The 20,920-nt window shown below is 45.7% G+C and carries 19 protein-coding genes; 2 read left to right on the top strand and 17 right to left on the bottom strand.

What is annotated here, in order from left to right; translation table 11 throughout:
* The coding region (locus BQ9856_RS09535) for a transposase (protein ID WP_139348654.1) at nt 1-1,024 on the top strand (1,024 nt) is incomplete at its 5' end.
* A gap of 182 nt (nt 1,025-1,206) precedes the next feature.
* On the opposite strand, the gene BQ9856_RS09530 is transcribed toward BQ9856_RS09535, so the two are convergent.
* From BQ9856_RS09530 to miaB, 17 genes are all read right to left on the bottom strand, one after another.
* A complete protein-coding gene (locus tag BQ9856_RS09530) occupies nt 1,207-1,626 on the bottom strand; it encodes a twitching motility protein PilT (RefSeq protein WP_077610818.1) in 420 nt (139 codons plus the stop codon).
* Nucleotides 1,627-1,715: 89 nt separating this feature from the next.
* Nucleotides 1,716-2,684, bottom strand: a complete 969-nt coding sequence (locus BQ9856_RS09525) for a D-alanyl-D-alanine carboxypeptidase family protein (RefSeq protein WP_077610817.1) — start codon at nt 2,682-2,684, stop codon at nt 1,716-1,718.
* Nucleotides 2,685-2,696: 12 nt separating this feature from the next.
* The gene (locus BQ9856_RS09520; protein WP_077610816.1) at nt 2,697-3,092 is read right to left on the bottom strand and encodes a methylglyoxal synthase; all 396 of its coding nucleotides are present in this window, start codon (nt 3,090-3,092) and stop codon (nt 2,697-2,699) included.
* Nucleotides 3,093-3,108: 16 nt separating this feature from the next.
* Nucleotides 3,109-4,233 (bottom strand): FtsW/RodA/SpoVE family cell cycle protein, encoded by a 1,125-nt coding sequence (locus BQ9856_RS09515; RefSeq protein ID WP_077610815.1) that lies wholly within the window; start codon nt 4,231-4,233, stop codon nt 3,109-3,111.
* Between the two features lie 2 nt (nt 4,234-4,235).
* Nucleotides 4,236-4,514, bottom strand: a complete 279-nt coding sequence (gene minE, locus BQ9856_RS09510) for a cell division topological specificity factor MinE (RefSeq protein WP_077610814.1) — start codon at nt 4,512-4,514, stop codon at nt 4,236-4,238.
* A gap of 11 nt (nt 4,515-4,525) precedes the next feature.
* On the bottom strand, nt 4,526-5,317 hold the full coding sequence (minD, locus tag BQ9856_RS09505) for a septum site-determining protein MinD (RefSeq protein WP_077610813.1): 792 nt from the start codon (nt 5,315-5,317) through the stop codon (nt 4,526-4,528).
* 35 nt (nt 5,318-5,352) lie between these two features.
* Nucleotides 5,353-6,021, bottom strand: a complete 669-nt coding sequence (locus BQ9856_RS09500) for a septum site-determining protein MinC (protein WP_442855516.1) — start codon at nt 6,019-6,021, stop codon at nt 5,353-5,355.
* A gap of 17 nt (nt 6,022-6,038) precedes the next feature.
* The gene (locus BQ9856_RS09495) at nt 6,039-8,903 is read right to left on the bottom strand and encodes a penicillin-binding transpeptidase domain-containing protein (protein ID WP_077610811.1); all 2,865 of its coding nucleotides are present in this window, start codon (nt 8,901-8,903) and stop codon (nt 6,039-6,041) included.
* The gene (mreD, locus tag BQ9856_RS09490) at nt 8,896-9,414 is read right to left on the bottom strand and encodes a rod shape-determining protein MreD (protein ID WP_077610810.1); all 519 of its coding nucleotides are present in this window, start codon (nt 9,412-9,414) and stop codon (nt 8,896-8,898) included. Before mreD ends, BQ9856_RS09495 begins: the two co-directional genes overlap by 8 nt.
* A 14-nt stretch (nt 9,415-9,428) precedes the next feature.
* The gene (mreC, locus tag BQ9856_RS09485) at nt 9,429-10,349 is read right to left on the bottom strand and encodes a rod shape-determining protein MreC (protein ID WP_077610809.1); all 921 of its coding nucleotides are present in this window, start codon (nt 10,347-10,349) and stop codon (nt 9,429-9,431) included.
* On the bottom strand, nt 10,350-11,045 hold the full coding sequence (radC, locus tag BQ9856_RS09480) for a RadC family protein (RefSeq protein ID WP_077610808.1): 696 nt from the start codon (nt 11,043-11,045) through the stop codon (nt 10,350-10,352). It lies immediately after the preceding gene.
* Nucleotides 11,046-11,097: 52 nt separating this feature from the next.
* Nucleotides 11,098-11,349, bottom strand: a complete 252-nt coding sequence (locus tag BQ9856_RS09475) for a DUF4321 domain-containing protein (protein WP_077613320.1) — start codon at nt 11,347-11,349, stop codon at nt 11,098-11,100.
* 90 nt (nt 11,350-11,439) lie between these two features.
* Nucleotides 11,440-12,720 (bottom strand): methionine gamma-lyase family protein, encoded by a 1,281-nt coding sequence (locus BQ9856_RS09470; protein ID WP_077610807.1) that lies wholly within the window; start codon nt 12,718-12,720, stop codon nt 11,440-11,442.
* Between the two features lie 3 nt (nt 12,721-12,723).
* Nucleotides 12,724-13,677 carry a tRNA (adenosine(37)-N6)-dimethylallyltransferase MiaA gene (miaA, locus tag BQ9856_RS09465; RefSeq protein WP_139348676.1) on the bottom strand — a complete coding sequence of 318 codons (954 nt, stop codon included), beginning with the start codon at nt 13,675-13,677 and terminating at the stop codon, nt 12,724-12,726.
* On the bottom strand, nt 13,674-15,617 hold the full coding sequence (mutL, locus tag BQ9856_RS09460; protein ID WP_077610805.1) for a DNA mismatch repair endonuclease MutL: 1,944 nt from the start codon (nt 15,615-15,617) through the stop codon (nt 13,674-13,676). Before mutL ends, miaA begins: the two co-directional genes overlap by 4 nt.
* 92 nt (nt 15,618-15,709) lie before the next feature.
* A complete protein-coding gene (gene mutS, locus BQ9856_RS09455) occupies nt 15,710-18,364 on the bottom strand; it encodes a DNA mismatch repair protein MutS (RefSeq protein WP_077610804.1) in 2,655 nt (884 codons plus the stop codon).
* A gap of 194 nt (nt 18,365-18,558) precedes the next feature.
* Nucleotides 18,559-19,998 (bottom strand): tRNA (N6-isopentenyl adenosine(37)-C2)-methylthiotransferase MiaB, encoded by a 1,440-nt coding sequence (miaB, locus tag BQ9856_RS09450; RefSeq protein WP_077610803.1) that lies wholly within the window; start codon nt 19,996-19,998, stop codon nt 18,559-18,561.
* A gap of 308 nt (nt 19,999-20,306) precedes the next feature.
* Here miaB and BQ9856_RS09445 point away from each other — a divergent pair, with 308 nt between their 5' ends.
* Nucleotides 20,307-20,837, top strand: a complete 531-nt coding sequence (locus BQ9856_RS09445) for a hypothetical protein (RefSeq protein WP_077610802.1) — start codon at nt 20,307-20,309, stop codon at nt 20,835-20,837.
* Nucleotides 20,838-20,920 lie beyond the last annotated feature (83 nt).

Below are 20,920 nucleotides of genomic sequence, written 5' to 3'. Positions count from 1 at the left end.
TCATGTAAAGAAACTCCGCAAAAAACTTTATAAGATCAAAGCCGAAGAAGGAATTGAATTCGTCCATGGAATCGGAAAACGTAAAACACAGTTGCAGCGCTCAATTGAGCGACTAGAAGAATATCTGGATAAGCTGAAAGAATACACAAAGAAAATCTACCAATGCGGTAGTCGTAATAGTTATTCAAAAACGGATCCAGATGCAACCTTTATGCGAATGAAAGAAGATGCGATGCTGAATGGACAGCTGAAGCCAGGCTATAACCTTCAGCATGGTGTGGATTCGGAATACATCACATGGCTTACGATCGGGCCACAGCCAACAGATACCACAACACTGATCCCATTTCTGAAAGATATGGAAGAACATTTAAATTTCAAATATAAAAACATCGTAGCGGACTCTGGATATGAAAGCGAGGAGAATTACCTATATATTGAAGAAAATGAACAGGTTTCATTCATCAAGCCTGCAAACTATGAGATTTCCAAGACGCGAAAATATAAAACAGATATAAGCCGCAGAGAAAACATGGAATATAACACAGAAAACGACTGCTATACCTGCAAAGCCGGGAAAAAACTTGTTTTAACAGGTACGAAACAAGGGAAAAGCAAAACGGGTTATGTAATCAGAAAAAACATCTATACCTGTGAGGACTGCTATGATTGTCCGTACAAAAGGGAATGTATCAAAGGAAACAACAGTAAGATACCTTTTGAAGAACGAGTAAAACGGCTTGAAGTATCAAAGGTGTTCCAACAAAAACGAGCAGAAGATCTGGAACGTATTCTCTCTGATGAAGGCTGTCAGCTTCGAATGAACAGAAGCATCCAGGCTGAGGGTTCATTTGCTGATGTGAAAACAGATATGAATTTCCATCGCTATCTATGCAGAGGGAAAAACAATGTACTTGCGGAAAGCGTTCTTCTTGCAATGGCTCACAACGTGAATAAGCTGCACCATAAGATCCAAAGAGAATGTACAGGAACACATCTGTTTAACCTTAAAGAAAGCGCATAAATTTAAAAAACCTTAAATAGCAGACAACTAAAAGCCGCTGAACAATCAGAGGTATAGTAGTTGTCTGCTATTTTTCTTTGTTCGTAAATCCAGAATAAAAATGAACTCTAAAAGCACTCAAAAGAGCTGGGCACCAGCTGATTTTAATCAACTAGTGCGACAGCCCCTTTTTCTATGTATGATTATAATGAAACAGCCACATTCGCCTTGGCATTCTCAGGCATATTCTCCGCATCTATGGACACGCTGAGAACGAAGGTCACGTGATACTTTTCACCGATTTTTTCTAAAGTTGCAATGGTCTCAGATATGTCCTCACCTTCCAGGCAGGCCAGCTTTAAAAAGCTGTCAAAGAACATCATTTCCAAGTCATGATCCTGAGATATGATACCACAGATAAAACCAATAAATCCTTCGCTGGATGTAATCGGATACTCATTAACATTAATGAGGCGGATCTTGTTGCTTAATTCGTACATATGCTTAGAACTTTTGTCCAAATATACGATAGAGCCTCTGGATTCTTTTACGGCGGAATTAGCTCTATCCAACAGATGCTTTGTTTTCCCCTTACCCTTTTTTCCTGCTATTATCTGCACCATAGCAATCTCCTCCTTGCGTTATATAATTTGTATAAAAAGTCTATTCGGATTAATATAATTATAGTACAAATCTATAAGAAACGCAATGACTATTCTACAATTTTATTCAAGATATTTGTCATGTTATCGTAGAGCCCTGCACGGTTTGGCGCTTTTAAGACCACAGTAACATATTCCCGGTCAGAGGAATCTGAACTTCCCATGATCAGACAGCTTCCGGCTGCCAGAGTGGTCCCTGTTTTTCCGCCCAGAACGCTAAGTCCATCCGGCATCTGGCGTTCGCCCGTCATGTACCAGTTCGTCCCCTTCCAGGTAGCATTCACCGGATTGCCTGCCTTATCCTGATAGGTGGCCGTGTATTCTTTCGTGCCGATGATCTTCCGGAATTCCGGATACTTTAAAGCTTCCTGAAAGATTAAGTATAAGTCATAAGCAGTGGTATAATGGTCTTCGTTACTCAGTCCATGAGGATTGACAAAGTGGGTGCCAGTGGCTCCGATCTTTAAAGCCTCTTCATTCATCATCCGGGAAAACTGGTCCACACCTCCGGCCATATGAACTGCAATCGCGGCTCCGGCATCGTTACCGGAAGGGAGCATAAGACCATACAGAAGCTGTTCCAGCGTAATTTTATCCCCTGGCTTGATTCCGCACAGCGTGGCACCGGATTCTGTAATAACAGCATCCTGAGTAACCGTAATCTCATCGTCCAGATTACCATATTTCAAAGCCACAAGGGCTGTCATAGTCTTTGTGATACTGGCAGGATACAACCGCTCAAATGGATTCTTTGCAAACAGGACTGTTTTATCTGTCAGGTTAAAAACTGCGGCAGCTTCCGCAGTAACCGCTTCATCCTGAGAAGAAGTGTCATCTGAAACGATGCAGAGATCATGAGCAAAGGGTTCCGATTTACCAGCCACTGCACTGGACTGGTAAAGGGCGGTTCTCTCAGAAAATTCATAGGGATTGTCAAGTTTGTGCAGACCGGCGCAGCCTGTTAGCAACACAGCGCATAAGAGGATACACCCTGTTTTTACAAAAACTCTTTTCTTCACTGAATTTACCCCTTATTTGTACATTTCACGCCATTCCAAGTCGCCGCGTTCCAGGGATTTGATCAAAAGCTCTGCGGTGGCCAGATTGGTTGCAAGAGGAATGTTGTGCATGTCACAGGTTCTCATGATGTTTACGATGTCAGGTTCATGAGACTTAGGTGTAAGCGGATCTCTCAAAAAGATGACCAGGTCGACCTCATTGTGTTCAATCTGGGATCCTAACTGCTGCTCTCCGCCTAAATGACCGGCCAGGTACTTGTGTACATTTAAGTTTGTGACCTCTTCGATCAGACGTCCGGTCGTCCCTGTGGCATATAACATATGTTTACTTAAAATCCCTCTGTACGCAATGCAGAAGTTCTGCATTAATTTTTTCTTTGAATCGTGTGCAACTAATCCTATATTCATAACGATATACCTCCTTTTAATTACCGATTTTGCGTTGCAATCCAACATTCAGCACCAGCCCCATGCCCATGAAAATACTGATGAGGGAACTGACTCCCGAGCTGATAAACGGAAGCGGAAGGCCTGTATTGGGAAATATCTGTGTAGCCACGGCGATATTGGCAAAGGCCTGGAAACCGATCAGGGCTGCCATGCCGGTACAAATCAGCCTGCCGGACATATCTTTGGCTTTGGAAGCCAGATAAAGACATTCAAACACAACCAGGCCAATAAGGAGAATGACGATAACACTGCCTCGAAATCCCATCTCCTCGCCGATAATTGCAAAAATGAAGTCGGTTTCCCCGGCCGATAAGAAGTTCCCGTCTTTGACCGATGCTATGGTTGTATTAAAAAGTCCCTTCCCTTGAAGCTGTCCGGAACTGATTGCCATAATGGAATTTTTTTGCTGGTACAGATTTTCAGCATACTGCTCTGCATGAGGATAAATCCACGCCAGGATACGCCGTGCCTGATAATCATGGATAAACGGGATCAATCCCCTGGTGAGCAGGAATATGAAAAGCGCACCTGCAGGCACCGCTATTGCGAGGACGCCTCCGATCCACTGGTAACTGATGCCGGCGGAAAATACCATGCACAGGATGATGATGGAAACCACCAGGCTGGTAGATAAATTCGGTTCAGCAAAAATAAGGCCGATGGGAATGGCCGCAAGCAAAGCGGCCAACCCTACCATGACCGGCATGTTCATCTTTTCCTGGTATTTGTTCCAATACCAGGAAAAGAACACGATTAATCCAATTTTTACGAATTCAGACGGCTGTATCCGTCCAATGCCGGGAAGGTTGATCCACCTGGTGGCCCCTCCCGCCGTATGGCCCATGACCAGAACAGCACCCAGCAAAAGGATGCAGCCTGCATAATCCAAAGCATAAAGCTTAATGATTTTATGATAGTCTATGATGGAAAGCCCTATGGCCAGGGCAAATCCGACCATTACGCCGATAATCTGTTTTGTCACTGTGCCGGAATCCTGGTTGGAGGCGCTTGCCACCACAAGAATCCCAATAACAGACAGCGACAGCATGTACAAAACTAACCGGTAATTGTAGTATTTAAAATTATAGTCAGAAAACATAGTCAGTATATCCCCTTGTCAGGTATATCGCGAATAGGGATGTTCGCATAAAGCACCGGTGTATAACGTTCACAATCCGGCTGCTTCAGCTTCTTCATCTGTATCTCTATTCTGTCGGAATCAATATCCATGTATCTTGAAACTACACGGACCATATCGTCTTTTATCATCTGCATGATCTCAGGAGAACAGTCAGCCTTGTCCGCAACCAGCAAAAGTTTCAGACGATTTCTTGCAATTTCTCCTGAATTCTTCTTGCGGAATACAGGAAATAGGCTCATACCACACCCTCCTATGCTCTCTTCAGGAGATGTGAGAGTCTGAAAAATAGGCCTTCACGTACAGCAGGGTTATGAATCGGAATGCTTTCCCCGATAATCCGCCTGCAGATATCCATATAGGCCTGTCCAGCCGGGGCCCCCATGCCAACAAGCGGTTCCCCCTGGTTTGTGGAAATGACGATGTCCTCGTCATCCGGCACAGCACCGATAATATCAACGGCAAGGATGTCCATAACGTCATCCAGAGACATCATATCTCCCCTTTTCACCATATCCGCCCGGATCCGGTTGACAACTAATTCAATGGTCCCCATATCGGCGGCCTCTAAAAGTCCAATGATGCGGTCTGCATCCCGGATCGCAGAAACCTCAGGTGTGGTGACTACAATGGCTCTGTCGGCGCCTGCAATGGCGTTCTGAAAGCCCTGTTCGATCCCTGCCGGACAATCCAGCAGGATATAATCAAACTCTCCCCTCAGATCATCAACCAGCTTTACCATCTGACCGGGAGTGACTGCAGTCTTGTCCCTGGTCTGTGCTGAGGGAAGTAAAAACAGGTTTGGGTATCTTTTGTCTTTTATCAGGGCTTGCTTCATACGGCAGTTTCCCTCTACCACGTCCACTAAATTGTAGACAATGCGGTTTTCCAGACCCATGACAACATCCAGGTTCCGAAGTCCGATATCCGTATCGATCAGGACTACTTTTTTACCCAGAATTGCCAGTCCGGTACCAACATTGGCAGAGGTTGTTGTCTTGCCTACCCCGCCTTTTCCAGAAGTGATTACGATGATCTCGCTCATACCATATCCTCCTGCTTTTCATACCTTATTCTATTTTACCTTAATTTTCGGAATATTTCCACACTTTTTTTCATTGGTTTTATTATGACCTTGTTATTTTCCAGATAGGCTTTCATGGGACCGCGTCCCAGGCGCTTGCCGCGCCCATCGAGGCCTGAGGTACAATCTGCGATGCGCAGCTGGACGGGAGCCATGTCCAGGGCCGTGATGAGAGCCCCCCGATTGCCTGCCACGCCTGCACACACCGTTCCGGACAGTTTGCCAAGGACGATTACATTGCCCTTTGCTAAAACCTTTGCTCCTTTACACACATCGCCGATGATGACAATACTGGCCTCGGATTCCAAAGTCTCTCCGCTTTGTAGATTTCCTTTGAAGAACTGTCCCGTTTGGCAGGACAACTCCATCAGTTTCTCGTTCAGTGCTTTTTCACAGCGTTCGATCCGGTTTACATCCTTATCAACAAGACAGATGATTTCCACATTGGAATTTTCCGTAATCTGATTGATCACTGCGAACTCCTCTTCTCCAGTCAATTTCCTTCCCTCCAGGGTCAGGGTCATTTGTACGGATCCCCAGAATTTTGCATTATCCCCGAATTTTTTCCCTATATCAGAAAGAAGCTGAGGGAAGGGGATATCCGGGTCCAGGATGACAGTCATACCTGCTTTGTTGCTTTTAATCACTACGGTATTATGCATCATATCACCTCTTATCCTAGTTAATCGCGAATGTTGACCTTCGCTGCATCCAGGGCACCAGCATTTACAATGGATTCTAAGTCTATATAGCCATAATAATACTTATAGACGTTCTTCGCAATATTGGCGGCATTGGACGATGAATAGCCATACGGAATATTCACGGTAACACAGATTTCCGGATTGTCATATGGCGCATAAGAAATGAAGAATGCATGGTTCGGTTTGTTGCGGGCTTCCTGGGCGGTACCCGTCTTTCCGGCAATTTCCACTTCAAGATCAGAAAACAGCTTCTTTGTCGAACCATTCGCAATCACTTCTCTCATTCCCTGTTGTACAGTATCCCACGTTGAGTCCGCCGCGTCAATATGAGAAGAAATCTTAGGGGTATAATCTTGTATCAGATTACCTTCAGAATCCGTTGTTTTATCCAATAAACTGAGTTCAAATACGGTTCCCCGGTTTGCGATGGCCGCCACATACCTGGAAAGCTGGACATTGGTATAAGCATGGCTTCCCTGTCCCATGGCAGAACGTTCCGGCGCCTCTTTGGAAATCTGAGGATCCAATTCAGCTATTTCCACTCCGGACTTGTGATCCAGCCCGAACATGGCTGCGTATTTCCGTAAAACTTCAAGACCTAAGTCAGGAGAATACACTCCATTGGCATCCATTGACAAACGGTGCCCTAAATCTGCAAAGAAAAAGTTACAGGAATTTTCAATTCCTCCCACTATATTCAGCGGACCGTGCTGGCCGGAATAAATCCAGCATTTAATAGGCGGCTCTACATCCGTATAGATACCGGTACAATTAATGGTTTCATCCGTAGTGATGGCATGCTCTTCCAGAGCCGCCACTGCGGTAATGGGCTTAAAGGTGGAACCCGGCGCCTTTCTTGTCTGGGTTGCATTATTGTATAAAGGCAGGGATAAATCCGCCTGCAGCTGGCTGAAATAGGAGCCGTCGCCGATCCGGTTGTTGTCATATCCCGGATAAGATACCAGGGCCAGCACCTCTCCTGTTTTATCATCTGTAACAACTACACCTGCATTACAGGGCGATAATGCCAGCTGTGCAGGAGTGATCTCCAGGGTGGAAAGCTTTTTTAACAGGAAGGTGTATGCATCACCGGTCGCCCGCAGCTCTGCTGCATCCTGTCCGTTGTCTTTTAAAACTCCCTGATCGTATAAGGCCAGGCACAGTTCCTGCCCCGTTATGATGTCATCATTAATGAGATAACGGTATATTTTCTTTGTAAAATTCCTGTCATCCGCAAGCTTTTCCAAAACATAATTGATAAGTTCTTCAAACGTATCATCCGCGTTGGAATATTTGGATCCGGTTTCCAGTTTGGTGGTGTCTACCCAGCCGTTTGCAATTCCATAGTATAAATAGTCTCTTAAACTGATTTCATCCGCTTTCCATGCCTGGTATTCCTTGCTGGCGGTATCAATAGCGTCTTCCTTGATAATTCCCACTGTAGGACCGGCAAGGTAGGTATAAATGTAAAACATATAGGCCTTCCTGTCCTCGGGCAGATCCTTCATGGCCGTAGCATGAGGGCTCATCAGTTCATTTCGGAGATTTGTGAAAATCTGCTCCTGGGAGGATACATATTTACGGTATATGTTCTTTTCGGTTTCAGAAGCGTCCTCTTCTTCCATTTCCTTTAAAGAAAGAACGTTATTATTGATCAGCTGATAATAGGCATCCTTAACAGGAATTTTCATATTAGAGCCATCGGTCGTGCTGCTGGCCTGATAATCCCCGTTTACAATGGTCTTTATGAGAACTCCGGCCAGAGATTGTTCAATCAAATGGTAAATCCCCTTCTGAAGATCTGCATTCAGAGTCAGGTATACATCATCTCCGGCAGATGCATCGGTCTCATCTTTCGTTTCACGGATCCGGCCTACGCTGTCCTTGTATATGGTCTTTTTTCCTTTAGTTCCCTGAAGCTCATGTTCCATGGTATACTCAATGCCTGTCCGTCCTACGATGTCATTGATATCATAATCGTCCTTCTGCTTCTGTAAGTCCTCTAACTGGTCTTCCGGGACCTTACCGGTATAGCCGATGACCGGAGCGAACGGAATGCTGTCATTGTAGGCACGGATGGTGGTTTCCTCCACATTCACCCCCTGCATGTCTCCGATGTGCTCCAGAATGTCTGCAACGGTTTCATCGGATACCTGGGTAGCTACCGTCGTTGCCTCGTATTTGCGGTACGACATAAGGCGCAGGGCATATTTGATATTGATGATATCCAAAGCCTCCTGATCTGTCAGGGTAACAACGTTTCCTCCCTTGTCTTCAAACTCCGTCAGGCCGTTGCTCTTGCAGGCCTTCTCAAATAACTCCCTGGCGCTTATATTAGATGGATATTCGCCTTTTTCATCATCTAACTGCTCTACTTTCTTTAAACCATAATAATCCCGGAGAAAGCGTTTTCGGGAGGCCTCAGAGGAAGAAGTATAAACCATATCGCCATTGGGATCAATGGCTACCTCAAATTTCCCCTGTACCGTTTCCCCATGCTTTTCAAGAATCCGTACCAGATTTAAGTACATGTTATTTTTAGCGGCAGAATCCTTATAAACGCCGGTATCCTGTACGGTTACCGAATAAGCCAGTTTGTTATAAGCCAGGACTTTGCCGTTGCGGTCATAGATATTTCCTCTTGTTCCGGCAGTTGTAATGGTCTGCTCGGTCAGCTGTAAATATTCATTAAGGGCCTCCTGCCCATTGACGATCTGCATGTTGAAAAGCTTGTTTATTAACCCTGCATACATGGCAAAACAAATGATTCCAAGTATAAAAATTCTTGATGAGACCGCTTTTTTTAAAAATTCTCTTATAATGTCAAACAAATCCCTAAACAATGGTCGAATCACCTCTTTTTCCTATCTCTTCCAGATGACGGTTCAAAATCAGAAATACCCGATAAAGAAGCAGGGTCGTCACAACGGTAAAGATGATTTCCGGAAGCATCAGGTTGATAAAATAGTACCCAATTCTGACTTTTTGACGAATCAGGAACCGGAATACATAAATATACAGATTATAAGCCAGCTCGTTCAATACGCTTAATATTAAGGGCAGTGTAATGTAATCCTCATAGTAATATTTCGTACAGATACCATTGGTATAACCGACCCAGACGAAAATCAGCGTATAAAAGCCAAAGGGTCCGCTGTAAAACAAATCCATAAGCAGGCCGGACAGGAGCCCATAATACATTCCTGCTTCCTTTCCATGCATGAATCCAAAGGAAAACGTAAGGATTAAGAGCAGATTCGGAGCGGCCGACAGAAATGGCAGCAACGGAAATATGCAGTTTTGAATGGTAAATGCCAGAATAATCAGCAGCACATTGAAAAAAATCCGTCTCATGTTACTCCTTTACGCTATTGGGAAACGTTTTCTGCAGTTTCTGTACCGGCGGATGTCTCCTCTGACGGCACAGTTCCATCCGGATCGGCAGAAGCATCTTCTTTCATCATATCAGATTTGAGTTCTGTGATCACCAGAACCTCCTGCAGGCTGTCAAATTCTGCTACAGGAATTAAATATCCTGACTTGGTAACGTTGTTGGTATCATTGGTAATGTCAGAGGCATAGCCCACCAGGATGCCGGGAAGAAATACGGAACTGATATTGGAGGTTACGATCTTATCTCCATCTTTTAAATCGCCTTCCTTTAATACCTTGGTGATCCGGAGCCTTCCTTCTTTAAACAGGGTTAAATCTCCGGCGACAATGCAGCCGTCTCCGGACTGCATGGCCATACCGCTGACCCGGCTGGAATCATCGATAATGGAACGTACGGTTGCATAATTGGCTCCCACATCCGTAACGATGCCTACCAGGCCGCCTCCGGCCACAACATTCATATCCACGGCAATTCCATCCTTTGATCCCTTATCAATGCGGAATATCTGGAACCAGTTGCTGGAGTCTTTGGCAATGACTCTTGCCCCAACCTTGCTGTACTGTCCGTATTCCTGATCCAGGCCGTAAAGCTGGCGAAGCCGTTCTAATTCGAACTCTTCCTCCTGCAGCCTGGTATTCTCCTCTGTCAGCTGGGTGATGATATCCTTCATCTCTTTATTTTCTTTCAATGCATCCCGCAATTTTGTATAGTCAATGATCTCATCATAAATAGACGAGCCCACGGCATTGACTCCGGACTGCACCGGAATCAGCAAATAACCGACACCGGTCCGAAGCGGCGTCAGCCATTCATCCCGGATGGAGGTTAACCCAATGAGCAGGACACAAAATACTGTTAAAGCAATAAGAATATATTTGCTGCGCTTTGATTCCATCTATAAGATTCCCCGTTCCTTTAAACTGATATAGGAATTATCTCCTATAATAATGTGGTCCAACAACTGGATGCCGATTAATTCGCCGGCCTCCTTAACCCTGCGGGTAAGACTTAAATCTTCCCTGCTGGGAGACGGATCTCCGCTCGGATGATTATGGACCAGTACCAGGCTTACGGCATGGTACTTAATAGCTTCAATGAAAATCTCCCTGGGAGAAACCACGGAAGTATTCACCGTTCCCTGAGAGATCATTACGTCCCTTATCAGGGCTCCTTTTGTATTTAAGAGCATGATAAAAACCAGCTCCTGTTCCCTGTGGCGCATATCCTCCACAAAGTAATTCACAATGTCAAGAGGTTTATGGTAAGCTGCTGCTTCCGAAAGGGCTGACCTTTTCCAGATTCGTCTGGACAGCTCTCCGATGCACAAAAGCTGTGCTCCTTTGACCCTTCCAATCCCCTTGACCTGCATGAGTTCCGGCATGGAAAGATGCAAAAGCCCTAAAATACCCTTTTTCGGATAGTTTAAGGCCAGTATCTTTTGTGCCAGCGCCAGGGAGTTATCCTCCCTGGAACCGGTGCGGATAATAATGGATAAAAGCTCCGCATCGCTTAAGCCTTCCGGCCCATCCTTCAAACATTTTTCATAGGGCCGTTCATCCACCGGGATGTCTTTCATTGTTATACGTTCCATATGCCTCCTGACCGTTACTCTCCAGGTACGAAAGGAATGGACATATGTAGAATTAAATGAACCGATACGTGATAAGGGCTGCCGCCACTCCTATTATGCCAGCCATGGTTATTTTAATATTGATGCCGAAGGTAATGACCAGAATGCCGAAATTGACCACAAGCGGGGAATCGAATCCAAAGGACTGCCCAACATTCAGCCAGGACAGCCAGGATATCCCCCGGGCCAGATCTCCGACAAAGCCTCCCAGAACGACACCGGCAAGCATAAGAAGAAGCAGTACCCAGCAGTTTTTGTACTTCATCTGCTCTGCTACCTCTTTTGGTTTTATGGCAGGAATGTCCATACCTATCAAATCATTCTAACATAGATTTCCAGCTGTGTATACCTTTTTTTACAATTGAATCAAACCGGCTTCCAAAAGCTTCTGCACAGACATTAAAATCCCCAGCTTTGCGTGATACCAGGTAAGCCCTCCCTGAAAATAAACCGCATAAGGAGGTTTTATGGGGCCGTCGGCACTTAACTCAATGGATGAACCCTGGACAAAGGCACCGGCTGCCATGATAACAGGTGCGTCGTAGCCAGGCATATCCCATGGTTCCGGAGTGACAAAGCTGTCTACGGGCGCAGCCGCCTGAATCCCCTGACAGAATGCGATGACACCCTCCGGATTTCCGAATGTAACGGCCTGGATGATATCGTGACGGGATTCCGAGCCGTCAGGTACCACCGGAAAGCCAAGCTTTTCATAAACATTGGCTGCAAAAACAGCCCCCTTTAAGGCTCCCGCTACTACGGTCGGGGATAAGAACAATCCCTGGTAGAAGGACTGGTTAAGGCCAAGGCTGGCTCCCACTTCTTTCCCCAGGCCCGGTGCGGTCAAACGGTAGGAGGCCCGGTCGATGCAGTCTGCCCTGCCTGCAATGTATCCGCCGATGGGTGCAAGACCGCCTCCGGGATTCTTAATGAGGGATCCGACTGTCATATCTGCTCCCACATCGGATGGCTCAATGCTTTCCACGAATTCACCGTAACAATTATCCACCATACAGATCACATCCGGCTTCAATTTTTTCACAAAGGCAATCAGCTCACCAATTTGGGAAACTGAAAAAGTGGGGCGGGTGTCGTAGCCCTTGGAGCGCTGGATGGTGACCAGTTTTGTTTTCCCGTTTACTGCCTTTTCAATGGATTTGTAATCAAAGGTTCCATCCGGAAGGAGGTCCACCTGCCGGTATAGGACCCCATATTCTTTTAAGGAACCGGTACTGTCCCGGATGCCGATGACTTCCTCTAAGGTATCATAGGGTTTTCCGGCCGGTGACAGAAGTTCATCTCCCGGGCGGAGATTTCCGGAAAGGGCAATGGCAAGGGCGTGGGTTCCGCTGATTAAATTGGGCCTGACAAGAGCGCTTTCCGTATGAAATACACTGGCATAGACAGCCTCTAAGGTGTCTCGGCCCAGGTCATTGTAGCCATAACCAGTTGTCGCTGCAAAATGGATGTCACTGACCTTGTTATCCTGCATGGCTTTTATGACTTTCATCTGATTGTATTCCGATGTCCCGTCAATTTCTTTAAAACGCTCCTTTAATGTCCCTTCAATTTCTTTCCCGAAATCCAGCACCTTCCGGCTGATTCCGAGATTTTCATACATTGCTTCCATTTCCATGATTTATCTTGTCTCCAATCCGTACATCTCATTGATATCCTTTAAAATTTTTTCCAGCACCTTTTCTATGTCGTTGTCAAAATCAGGAAGATTAAGCCACCTTACATCCCGCTCCCGTTTAAACCATGTGATCTGGCGCTTGGCAAAATGCCTGGTATCCCGTTTTAATATAGAAAGGGCCTCTTTAAGCGTATATGTTCCCTGTAAATAATCCAGGATTTCCTTATAACCAAGGCCCTGCATAGAAACCATGTTTCTGGTGCAGCCCATGTCTTTTAACCGTTTCACCTCTTCGACAAGCCCCTGTTCCAGCATCCGGTCCACCCGCCGGCCGATCCGCTCATACAGGCAGGCCCGGTCTGTATTTATTACATAATAGAGGAAATCGTAAGGGGATTCTTTCTGCTTTTCCCGCTTGTTATGCTCCGATATCCGTTCCCCGGTCTGCCGGTAATATTCAATAGCACGGATCACACGCTTCCGGTTGTTTGCATGAATCTCCTCCGCTGATTCCGGATCAATGTCCCGAAGCAGGTCATGAAGGAATTCTGCCCCCTTCTCCTCTCCCAGTTTTTCTAATTGTTCCCGGATCGAGGTATCCTCTCCGTTCTCCGAAAAATCGATGTCATAGAGAAGGGCCTGGATATAAAAACCGGTTCCGCCCGCTACAATGGGAATATGGCCGTGGGAATAAATCTCTTCCACGGCTTCCTTCGCCATTTTTTGAAAAACAGTCACATTAAACGCTTCATCCGGATCAAGAACGTCGATAAGATAATGGGGAACGCCCTCCATCTCTTCTCTTTTAATCTTTGCGGAACCGATGTCCATATGGCGGTAGACCTGCATGGAATCAGCACTTATAATTTCCCCTCCGACCGCCTTTGCAAGACGGATCGAAAGCGCTGTTTTTCCCACCGCTGTCGGTCCGGTTAAAATAATCAGTGGTTTCATCATACGATCCTCTTAAATTTCTTCTCCAATTCATATTTGCTCATGGAAATGATGGTCGGCCTTCCATGGGGGCAGGCATATGGATTTTCCAGATTCAGAAGCTGGTCAATGAGTTCATTGGCTTCCGCCGCAGATAAACGGTGCCCGCCCTTTACCGCCGCCTTACAGGACATAGAGGCAACCCGCTCATAAATGATATCCGGATTGTGGGAAGATCCCTCCTCGGACAAACCATCGATCATTTCTATCAGAAGTTCCTTTTTTGCAATGGAAAATAAGTTAGCAGGAACCCCTCTGACTGCATATTCCCTTCCGCCAAAGGGCTCTATCTCAAATCCGATATCCGTAAAATATTTTAAATGCCGGTTTAAAAGAACTTCTTCATTCAGGTTCAGAGTCAGAATGATGGGGGGACTTACCAGCTGGGAAGTGTATTCCCTGCTCTTAAGTGTTGCCATGGTTTTCTCATATAAAACCTTTTCATGGGCAGCATGCTGGTCAATGATGTAAAGCTGCTCGTTAAATTCCACCAGCCAGTAAGTGTCGAAGAGCTGTCCGATGAGCTTGTGCATGGACCGGGCTTTCGGCTCTAAAAGCTTTCCGTCAAATAAATCCATTTGTTCCGGTTTTTCTTCCTTTTTTGGGGGAATCATTGGTGTCTCTTTTAAAACCGGCTCTGCCTGCCGGGCTGCGATCTCCCCGGGCGGGTTCGCTTCCTGTCCGGCGGGAACTGCAGCCTGCGGTTTTAACCAGTTTTCCAGAAGCTCATCCGCTTCCTTTACAAGCGAAGGCTGGGGTTGAGGCGGTATCAGTCTTTTGGGAAACGGATCGGAAGCCTGCTGCATGGCCATAATCCGGCGTTTCTCAAACGGCTCCGGCGCAGGCTCCTGTTTTTTCACCGTAAAGCCCTGTTTTTCCTCCGCCTTTTTCTCCAGTTCCACTTCCGGGATCAGTTCTTTATGGGCAAGAGCATTGGAAACCGCCTGGTATACCATATGATAGACCATTTCTCCATCCCGGAAACGAAGCTCCATCTTGGTTGGGTGGACATTGACATCCAAAAGTTCCGGTTCAATGGAAAAATGAAGCATGGTAAACGGATATTTATGCTGCATCATAAACGGTTTGTAGGCTTCTTCAATCGCACGGAAAATGATGCTGCTTTTAATGTACCGGCCGTTAATGAAATAATTCTCATAATTCCGGTTTCCTCTGGCGATAACCGGCTTTCCGATATAGCCCTGTATGGAAACGTCCGGTTTTTTTACGGAAACCTCCAGAAGGTTTGATGCGATTTCCCGCCCGAATACCGTGTATACAATATCCTTTAAATTGTGATTCCCGGAGGTATGGAGCTTATTCTGATTGTTCTGGATAAAGCGGATGGATACTTCCGGATGAGATAAGGCCAGCTTTTCTACCAGCTCCGCAACATGGGCACCTTCTGTCATGGGAGTTTTTAAAAACTTCTTTCTGGCCGGAGTGTTGTAAAATAAATTTCTGGCAATAAAGGTAGTCCCTTCCGGAGCACCGATCTCTTCCAGGGACCGTTCTTCGCCTCCGTCGATCTGATATCTGGTTCCGGTAAGCCCTATACTGGTTTTGGTAATGAGCTCCACCTGGGAGACCGCAGCAATGCTTGCAAGGGCTTCCCCCCGGAATCCCAGAGAGGAGACGGTAAATAAATCCTCTACGGATTTGATCTTGCTTGTGGAATGGCGCAGAAAAGCCAGAGGAACTTCATCCTTTGGGATCCCGCAGCCATTGTCAGTCAACCGGATAAAGGCGGTTCCGCCCTCTTTGATCTCTACGGTAACTGCGGTAGCACCGGCATCAATGGCGTTTTCCAATAGTTCCTTTACAACAGAGGCCGGACGTTCTATGACTTCTCCTGCCGCTATTTTGTTGATGGTATTTTGATCCAGTACGGTTATGTTCGGCATGGTATATGCTCCTTTCTACTTGCCCTCCACGCTTTCCGGGCAGAGCCGGCCACGCTTTATCAGGCGTAAAGGTATGCCCGCATGGTGTTTTCCTACTGCCAGCGGTTCTTCAGCTTTGTCTGCAGACGGTATAAAGTATTGAGCGCGTCAATGGGAGTCATGTTGCCCAGCTCCAGATCGCCCAATTCCTTGATGATATCATCATCCTTTACGGTATCAAACAGAGACATCTGCTGCAAATCCACCTCGTCCGGTTTGGGGACAGCCTTTCTCTGGGTAATATTGGAATTGATCTCAGCGATTTCCCTTGCCCTGGCTGTGATGTCCGCATCGCTTAATTCCGCCAGCAGCTCTTTCGCCCTGGCAATGACAGTATCCGGCACGCCGGCCAGCTTTGCCACCTGTACACCATAGCTCTTATCTGCTCCGCCTTTTACGATTTTTCTTAAGAAAACAATGTCATCGCCCTGTTCTTTTACTGCGATACAGTAATTATTCACTCCGCTCATGGTTCCTTCCAACTCGGTCAGTTCATGATAGTGGGTCGCAAACAGAGTTTTTGCCCCCAGAATTTTCGGATTGCTGATGTGTTCCACTACGGCCCAGGCAATGCTTAAACCGTCAAAGGTGCTGGTGCCCCGGCCGATTTCATCTAACACAATCAGGCTGTTTTTTGTGGCGTTCCGAAGAATATTGGCCACTTCCGTCATCTCAACCATGAACGTGCTCTGGCCGGAAGCTAAGTCATCGGAAGCCCCCACTCTGGTGAAAATGCGGTCACATATCCCTATGTTTGCCTCTTCCGCCGGAACAAAGCTCCCGATCTGGGCCATTAAAACGATCAGAGCAGTCTGCCGCATATAGGTGGATTTTCCTGCCATGTTAGGTCCGGTAATAATGGAAACTCTGTTTTTTCCATTATCTAAATATGTATCATTAGAAACAAACAGATCATCCCGCATCATCTTTTCCACCACCGGATGGCGTCCGTTTTTAATATCAATCAATCCCTTTTCATTGATATGGGGCTTAATATAGTTATTTCTTGTGGCAACGGCCGACAGGGAGGCCAGAACATCGATCCCTGCAATCGCCCTGGCAGATCTCTGAATTCTTAAAACTTCGTCAGCCACCGCATCCCGGACCTCGCAGAATAAGCTGTATTCCAGGGAAAACAGCTTGTCCTCAGCTCCCAGTATGACATCCTCCAGCTCTTTTAACTCATTGGTGGTATAGCGTTCCGCATTGGCAAGGGTCTGCTTTCTTATAAAGTAATCAGGAACAAGATCCTTAAAGGAATTGGTGACTTCAAAATAATAGCCGAACACCTTATTGAATTTTACCTTCAGATTCTTAATGCCGGTTTTTTCCTTTTCCTTTGTCTCCAGGTCGGCCAGCCAGTTTTTGCCTTCTGTTTTGGCACCCCGCAGCTTATCTGCTTCTTTATGAAAGCCATCCTTTATGATCCCGCCATCCCGTATGGTTACGGGCGGATCGTCAATAATTGCCCGGTCAATCAGATCCTTTACATCTTCCAACGGGTCCAGCTCTTCCCATAATTCCTTTAACAAATCACTGGTAAATTCCTTTAAAAGGTCCTTGATGAACGGAAGCATTTCCAGGGAGTTCTTAAATGCGATCAGATCCCTTGGATTGGCTGTTTTGTAACTGATACGTCCGATCAGACGTTCCAGATCATAAATCGGGTTTAAATATTCACAGATTTCTTCCCTTGATATAAAATTCATATTAAGCTCTTCAATGGCATTCTGGCGTTTCAGAATCTCTGACTTATGGATCAAAGGCTGTTCAATGTAGGTACGCAGCATTCTGGCACCCATGGCTGTTTTCGTCCGGTCCAGAACCCATAGAAGGCTTCCTCTTTTCTGCTTTTCCCTTAAGGTCTCCAAAAGCTCCAGATTCCGTCTGGTAGAAGTATCAATGATCATATACTGTCCGGTGGAATAAGGGGTAATGGTGGTTATATGGGAGAGGCTGCTTTTCTGGGTCTCGTACATATACTCCATAACGGCCCCGGCGGCTATGACCCCGGTGTCATAATCTTCTAACCCCAGCCCGGTGAGTGCGCCTACCTTGAAATGCTCTTTTAGAATTTTCCGGCAGACTTCATCGGAAAAGAAATGATGATCCAGAGATGAAATAACTGTTTGGCAGCGGTTTCTGATTTCCTCAATATCCACTCCTGAAACGTAAAATGCTTCATTGCAGATAATCTCAGAAGGGGTGAATTTGTTGATCTCATCCGTAAGCTCCCGTTCGGATTCCACCTCTGTCACAAGAAAATCACCGGTACTGATATCAGCAACCGCAATTCCGAATGTTTCTCCGATGTATACGATCCCCATAAGATAATTATTTTTGGTTTCATCAAGAGCCTGGGCGCTTGTTATGGTTCCGGGCGTTACCACGCGGATGACTTCTCTCTTTACCAGTCCCTTTGCAAGCCTGGGATCCTCCATCTGCTCGGCAATGGCGACCTTGTAGCCTTTCTGGACAAGGCGGTTTAAATAGGTATCAACGGCATGGTAAGGAACGCCGCACATAGGCGCCCGTTCCTCCAGTCCGCATTCTTTTCCTGTTAAAGTGATTTCCAGCTCTTTGGAGACGGTAACCGCATCTTCAAAGAACATTTCATAAAAGTCTCCCAGCCTGTAAAACAGGATACAGCCCGGGTACTCCTTTTTGGTTTCCATATAGTGGGACATCATAGGTGATAATCCAGCCATGCTCTTTTAATTCCTCTTTTCTTCTGTGTTGGATATTCGCAATCCGCTTCGCTACTTGCTCATAACCGAATAGCAGCTATCGCTGCTTGTCAGGTGGAGCTTGTACTCCACCTGACACAAGCAAGTCCCCACCTAACACTTAATGCTTTTCGCATTTGAAGTGGGGGACTTACTTGATTCGGTTAAATTTATGATCATGCCAAAGTTCCCATGTAATAAAATCCTTTGGATTCCTCCAGATACACATCCACGATTTTTCCGATAAGAGAAGAATCCCCTTTAAAATGTACGGTAGTATTATTGCTCATGCGTCCGGTTAAAAGGCCTTTTGAATGATCGTTTATTTCTTCTGCCAGTACTTTCTGTACGGTATGCACATCCCGTCCGCAGCTTTCGGCGGAAATCTGCTGGACTTCGGCCAGCAGACGGTCAAAACGGTCCTTCACCGCATCCTCCGGAACCTGTTCTTCCATTTTTGCAGCCGGGGTTCCGGTGCGCTTGGAATAAATGAAGGTAAAGGCACTGTCAAAACGCACCCTTCTCACCACATCAAGGGTTTCTTGAAAGTCCTCTTCCGTCTCACCCGGGAAACCCACGATAATATCCGTAGTCAGGGAGATATCCGGCATGGCTGTCCGGATTTTCTCCACAAGCTCCAGATACTGTTCCTTTGTATACTTCCGGTTCATGGCTTTTAAAATCCGGCTGCTGCCGGACTGAAGCGGCAGGTGAAGGTGGCGGCATACTTTTTTTGAATTTTTCATGACTTCGATCAGTTCGTCGGACAAATCCTTTGGATGAGAGGTCATGAACCGGATCCGCTCCAAACCTTCCACCTCGTCAGCCTGGGCAAGAAGCCGGGCAAAGGTTATGGGAGTTTCAAGGGTCTTTCCATAAGAATTTACATTTTGCCCCAGAAGCATGATCTCTACCACTCCATCGTCCGCAAGCCGTTTGATCTCTTCGAGAATGTCTTTCGGACTGCGGCTTCGTTCCCTGCCCCGTACGTAAGGTACGATACAGTAGCTACAGAAGTTGTTGCAGCCGAACATAATATTAACGCCGGATTTGAACGGGTATTTTCGCTCCGCAGGGAGGTCTTCCACGATGCGGTCTGTTCCCTGCCAGATGTCAACAACCATCTTCTTCTCTTCCAGGCGTTCATCCATGAGTTCTGCAAGTTTAAAAATGTTGTGAGTACCAAATATAATATCTACAAAGCGGTAGCTTTTCTTAATCTTTGCCACCACTTCTTCTTCCTGCATCATGCATCCGCAAAGGGCGATCATCATATGGGGATTTTTCTTTTTCAAGCTGTTTAAATAGCCCAGACGTCCGTAGACTCTCTGGTTGGCATTCTCTCTGACCGTACAGGTATTATAAAGGACAAAGTCCGCCTCTTCCGAATCCGCCTCCGCAAACCCGATCGCTTCTAAAATGCCTTGAAGCTTTTCGGAATCCCTGGAATTCATCTGACAGCCGAAGGTCTGTGTAAAAAAGGTCAGGGTATGTCCAAATTCTGCACTTTTCTGCTTCACATACTGCCGGACTTTTGCCATGAAATAAAATTGTCTCTCCGGTTCGGTTACCGGCGGTTCTGCAGTTAAATCTATTTTATCAATGTCATTATACATCTTAAATTCCTTTCGTTCAATTCGGTTTTTTCTAACGCTTTGTCAAAAGCATTTTACATGAAACGCTTGAAAATGTCAACTTGGCGGAAAAATCAAAGGCACACATGATTCGATTGTATATTAAAACCGACAAAATGCAGAATTTGGCACTCAACGTGTATAATTTTGGAACTTGGGTTGCATTATGGTTTTTATGTGCTATTATATGAGCATAATAACGCTAAGTTTTCTAACAATTTTACGCATTAGATAGAGGTGATAAAAAATTAAAGAAAATTAATTTAGGGAAAGAAAAAGGAGGAAAACTCATGAAAAAAGAAATGCGAAGTTTATTAGGCCTTGTATTATTAGCTGCAACTATTTTTCCTGGAACAGCATTGGCTTCAGAGAATACGCCAATTCCGGCTGACGTAAAACCAGCTGTATTTAACTCAACTGAAGAAGCAGTTCAGTATCTAAACAATATTTCCGGTGATATTAAGACCGAGAGTATTGAGGAAGCAGCTAACATTGGACATGTAGTAGTTGCAAAAGAAGATATTGGTACGGTTAAAGGTAAAATGGAATTGAGGTTAAGCTATACTACTTCCGGCGAAGGAGATGAGGAACATATTACCAGCGTTGATCCATATGCACTTGTTTATGGCTTCCCCTATGGTTTTAAATGGACAGAAGACAGCATTGGCGCAGATATTGCTTCCAATGGAAAAGATGTATATGTCCATGTAGATGGCCTTGTTGAATATTATGTTCTAGAACAAAACGAAGATTTTTCATATGATTTAAAAACATATGAAGCTCCTGTAAGTCTGAATGGTACAGTATCTATAATTAAGTAGGTATATGTTGGGCGCTGATATTTGACAAACTCTAAATTTAATTCTCATAATTTAATCATCATAATGCCAGGGTGCGTCTGAAA

Origin of the sequence: Clostridium sp. Marseille-P2415 (genome assembly GCF_900155545.1) — a bacterium.
Taxonomy (GTDB): Bacteria; Bacillota; Clostridia; order Lachnospirales; family Lachnospiraceae; genus Lacrimispora.
This window is presented reverse-complemented; position numbering and strand designations above follow the sequence as displayed.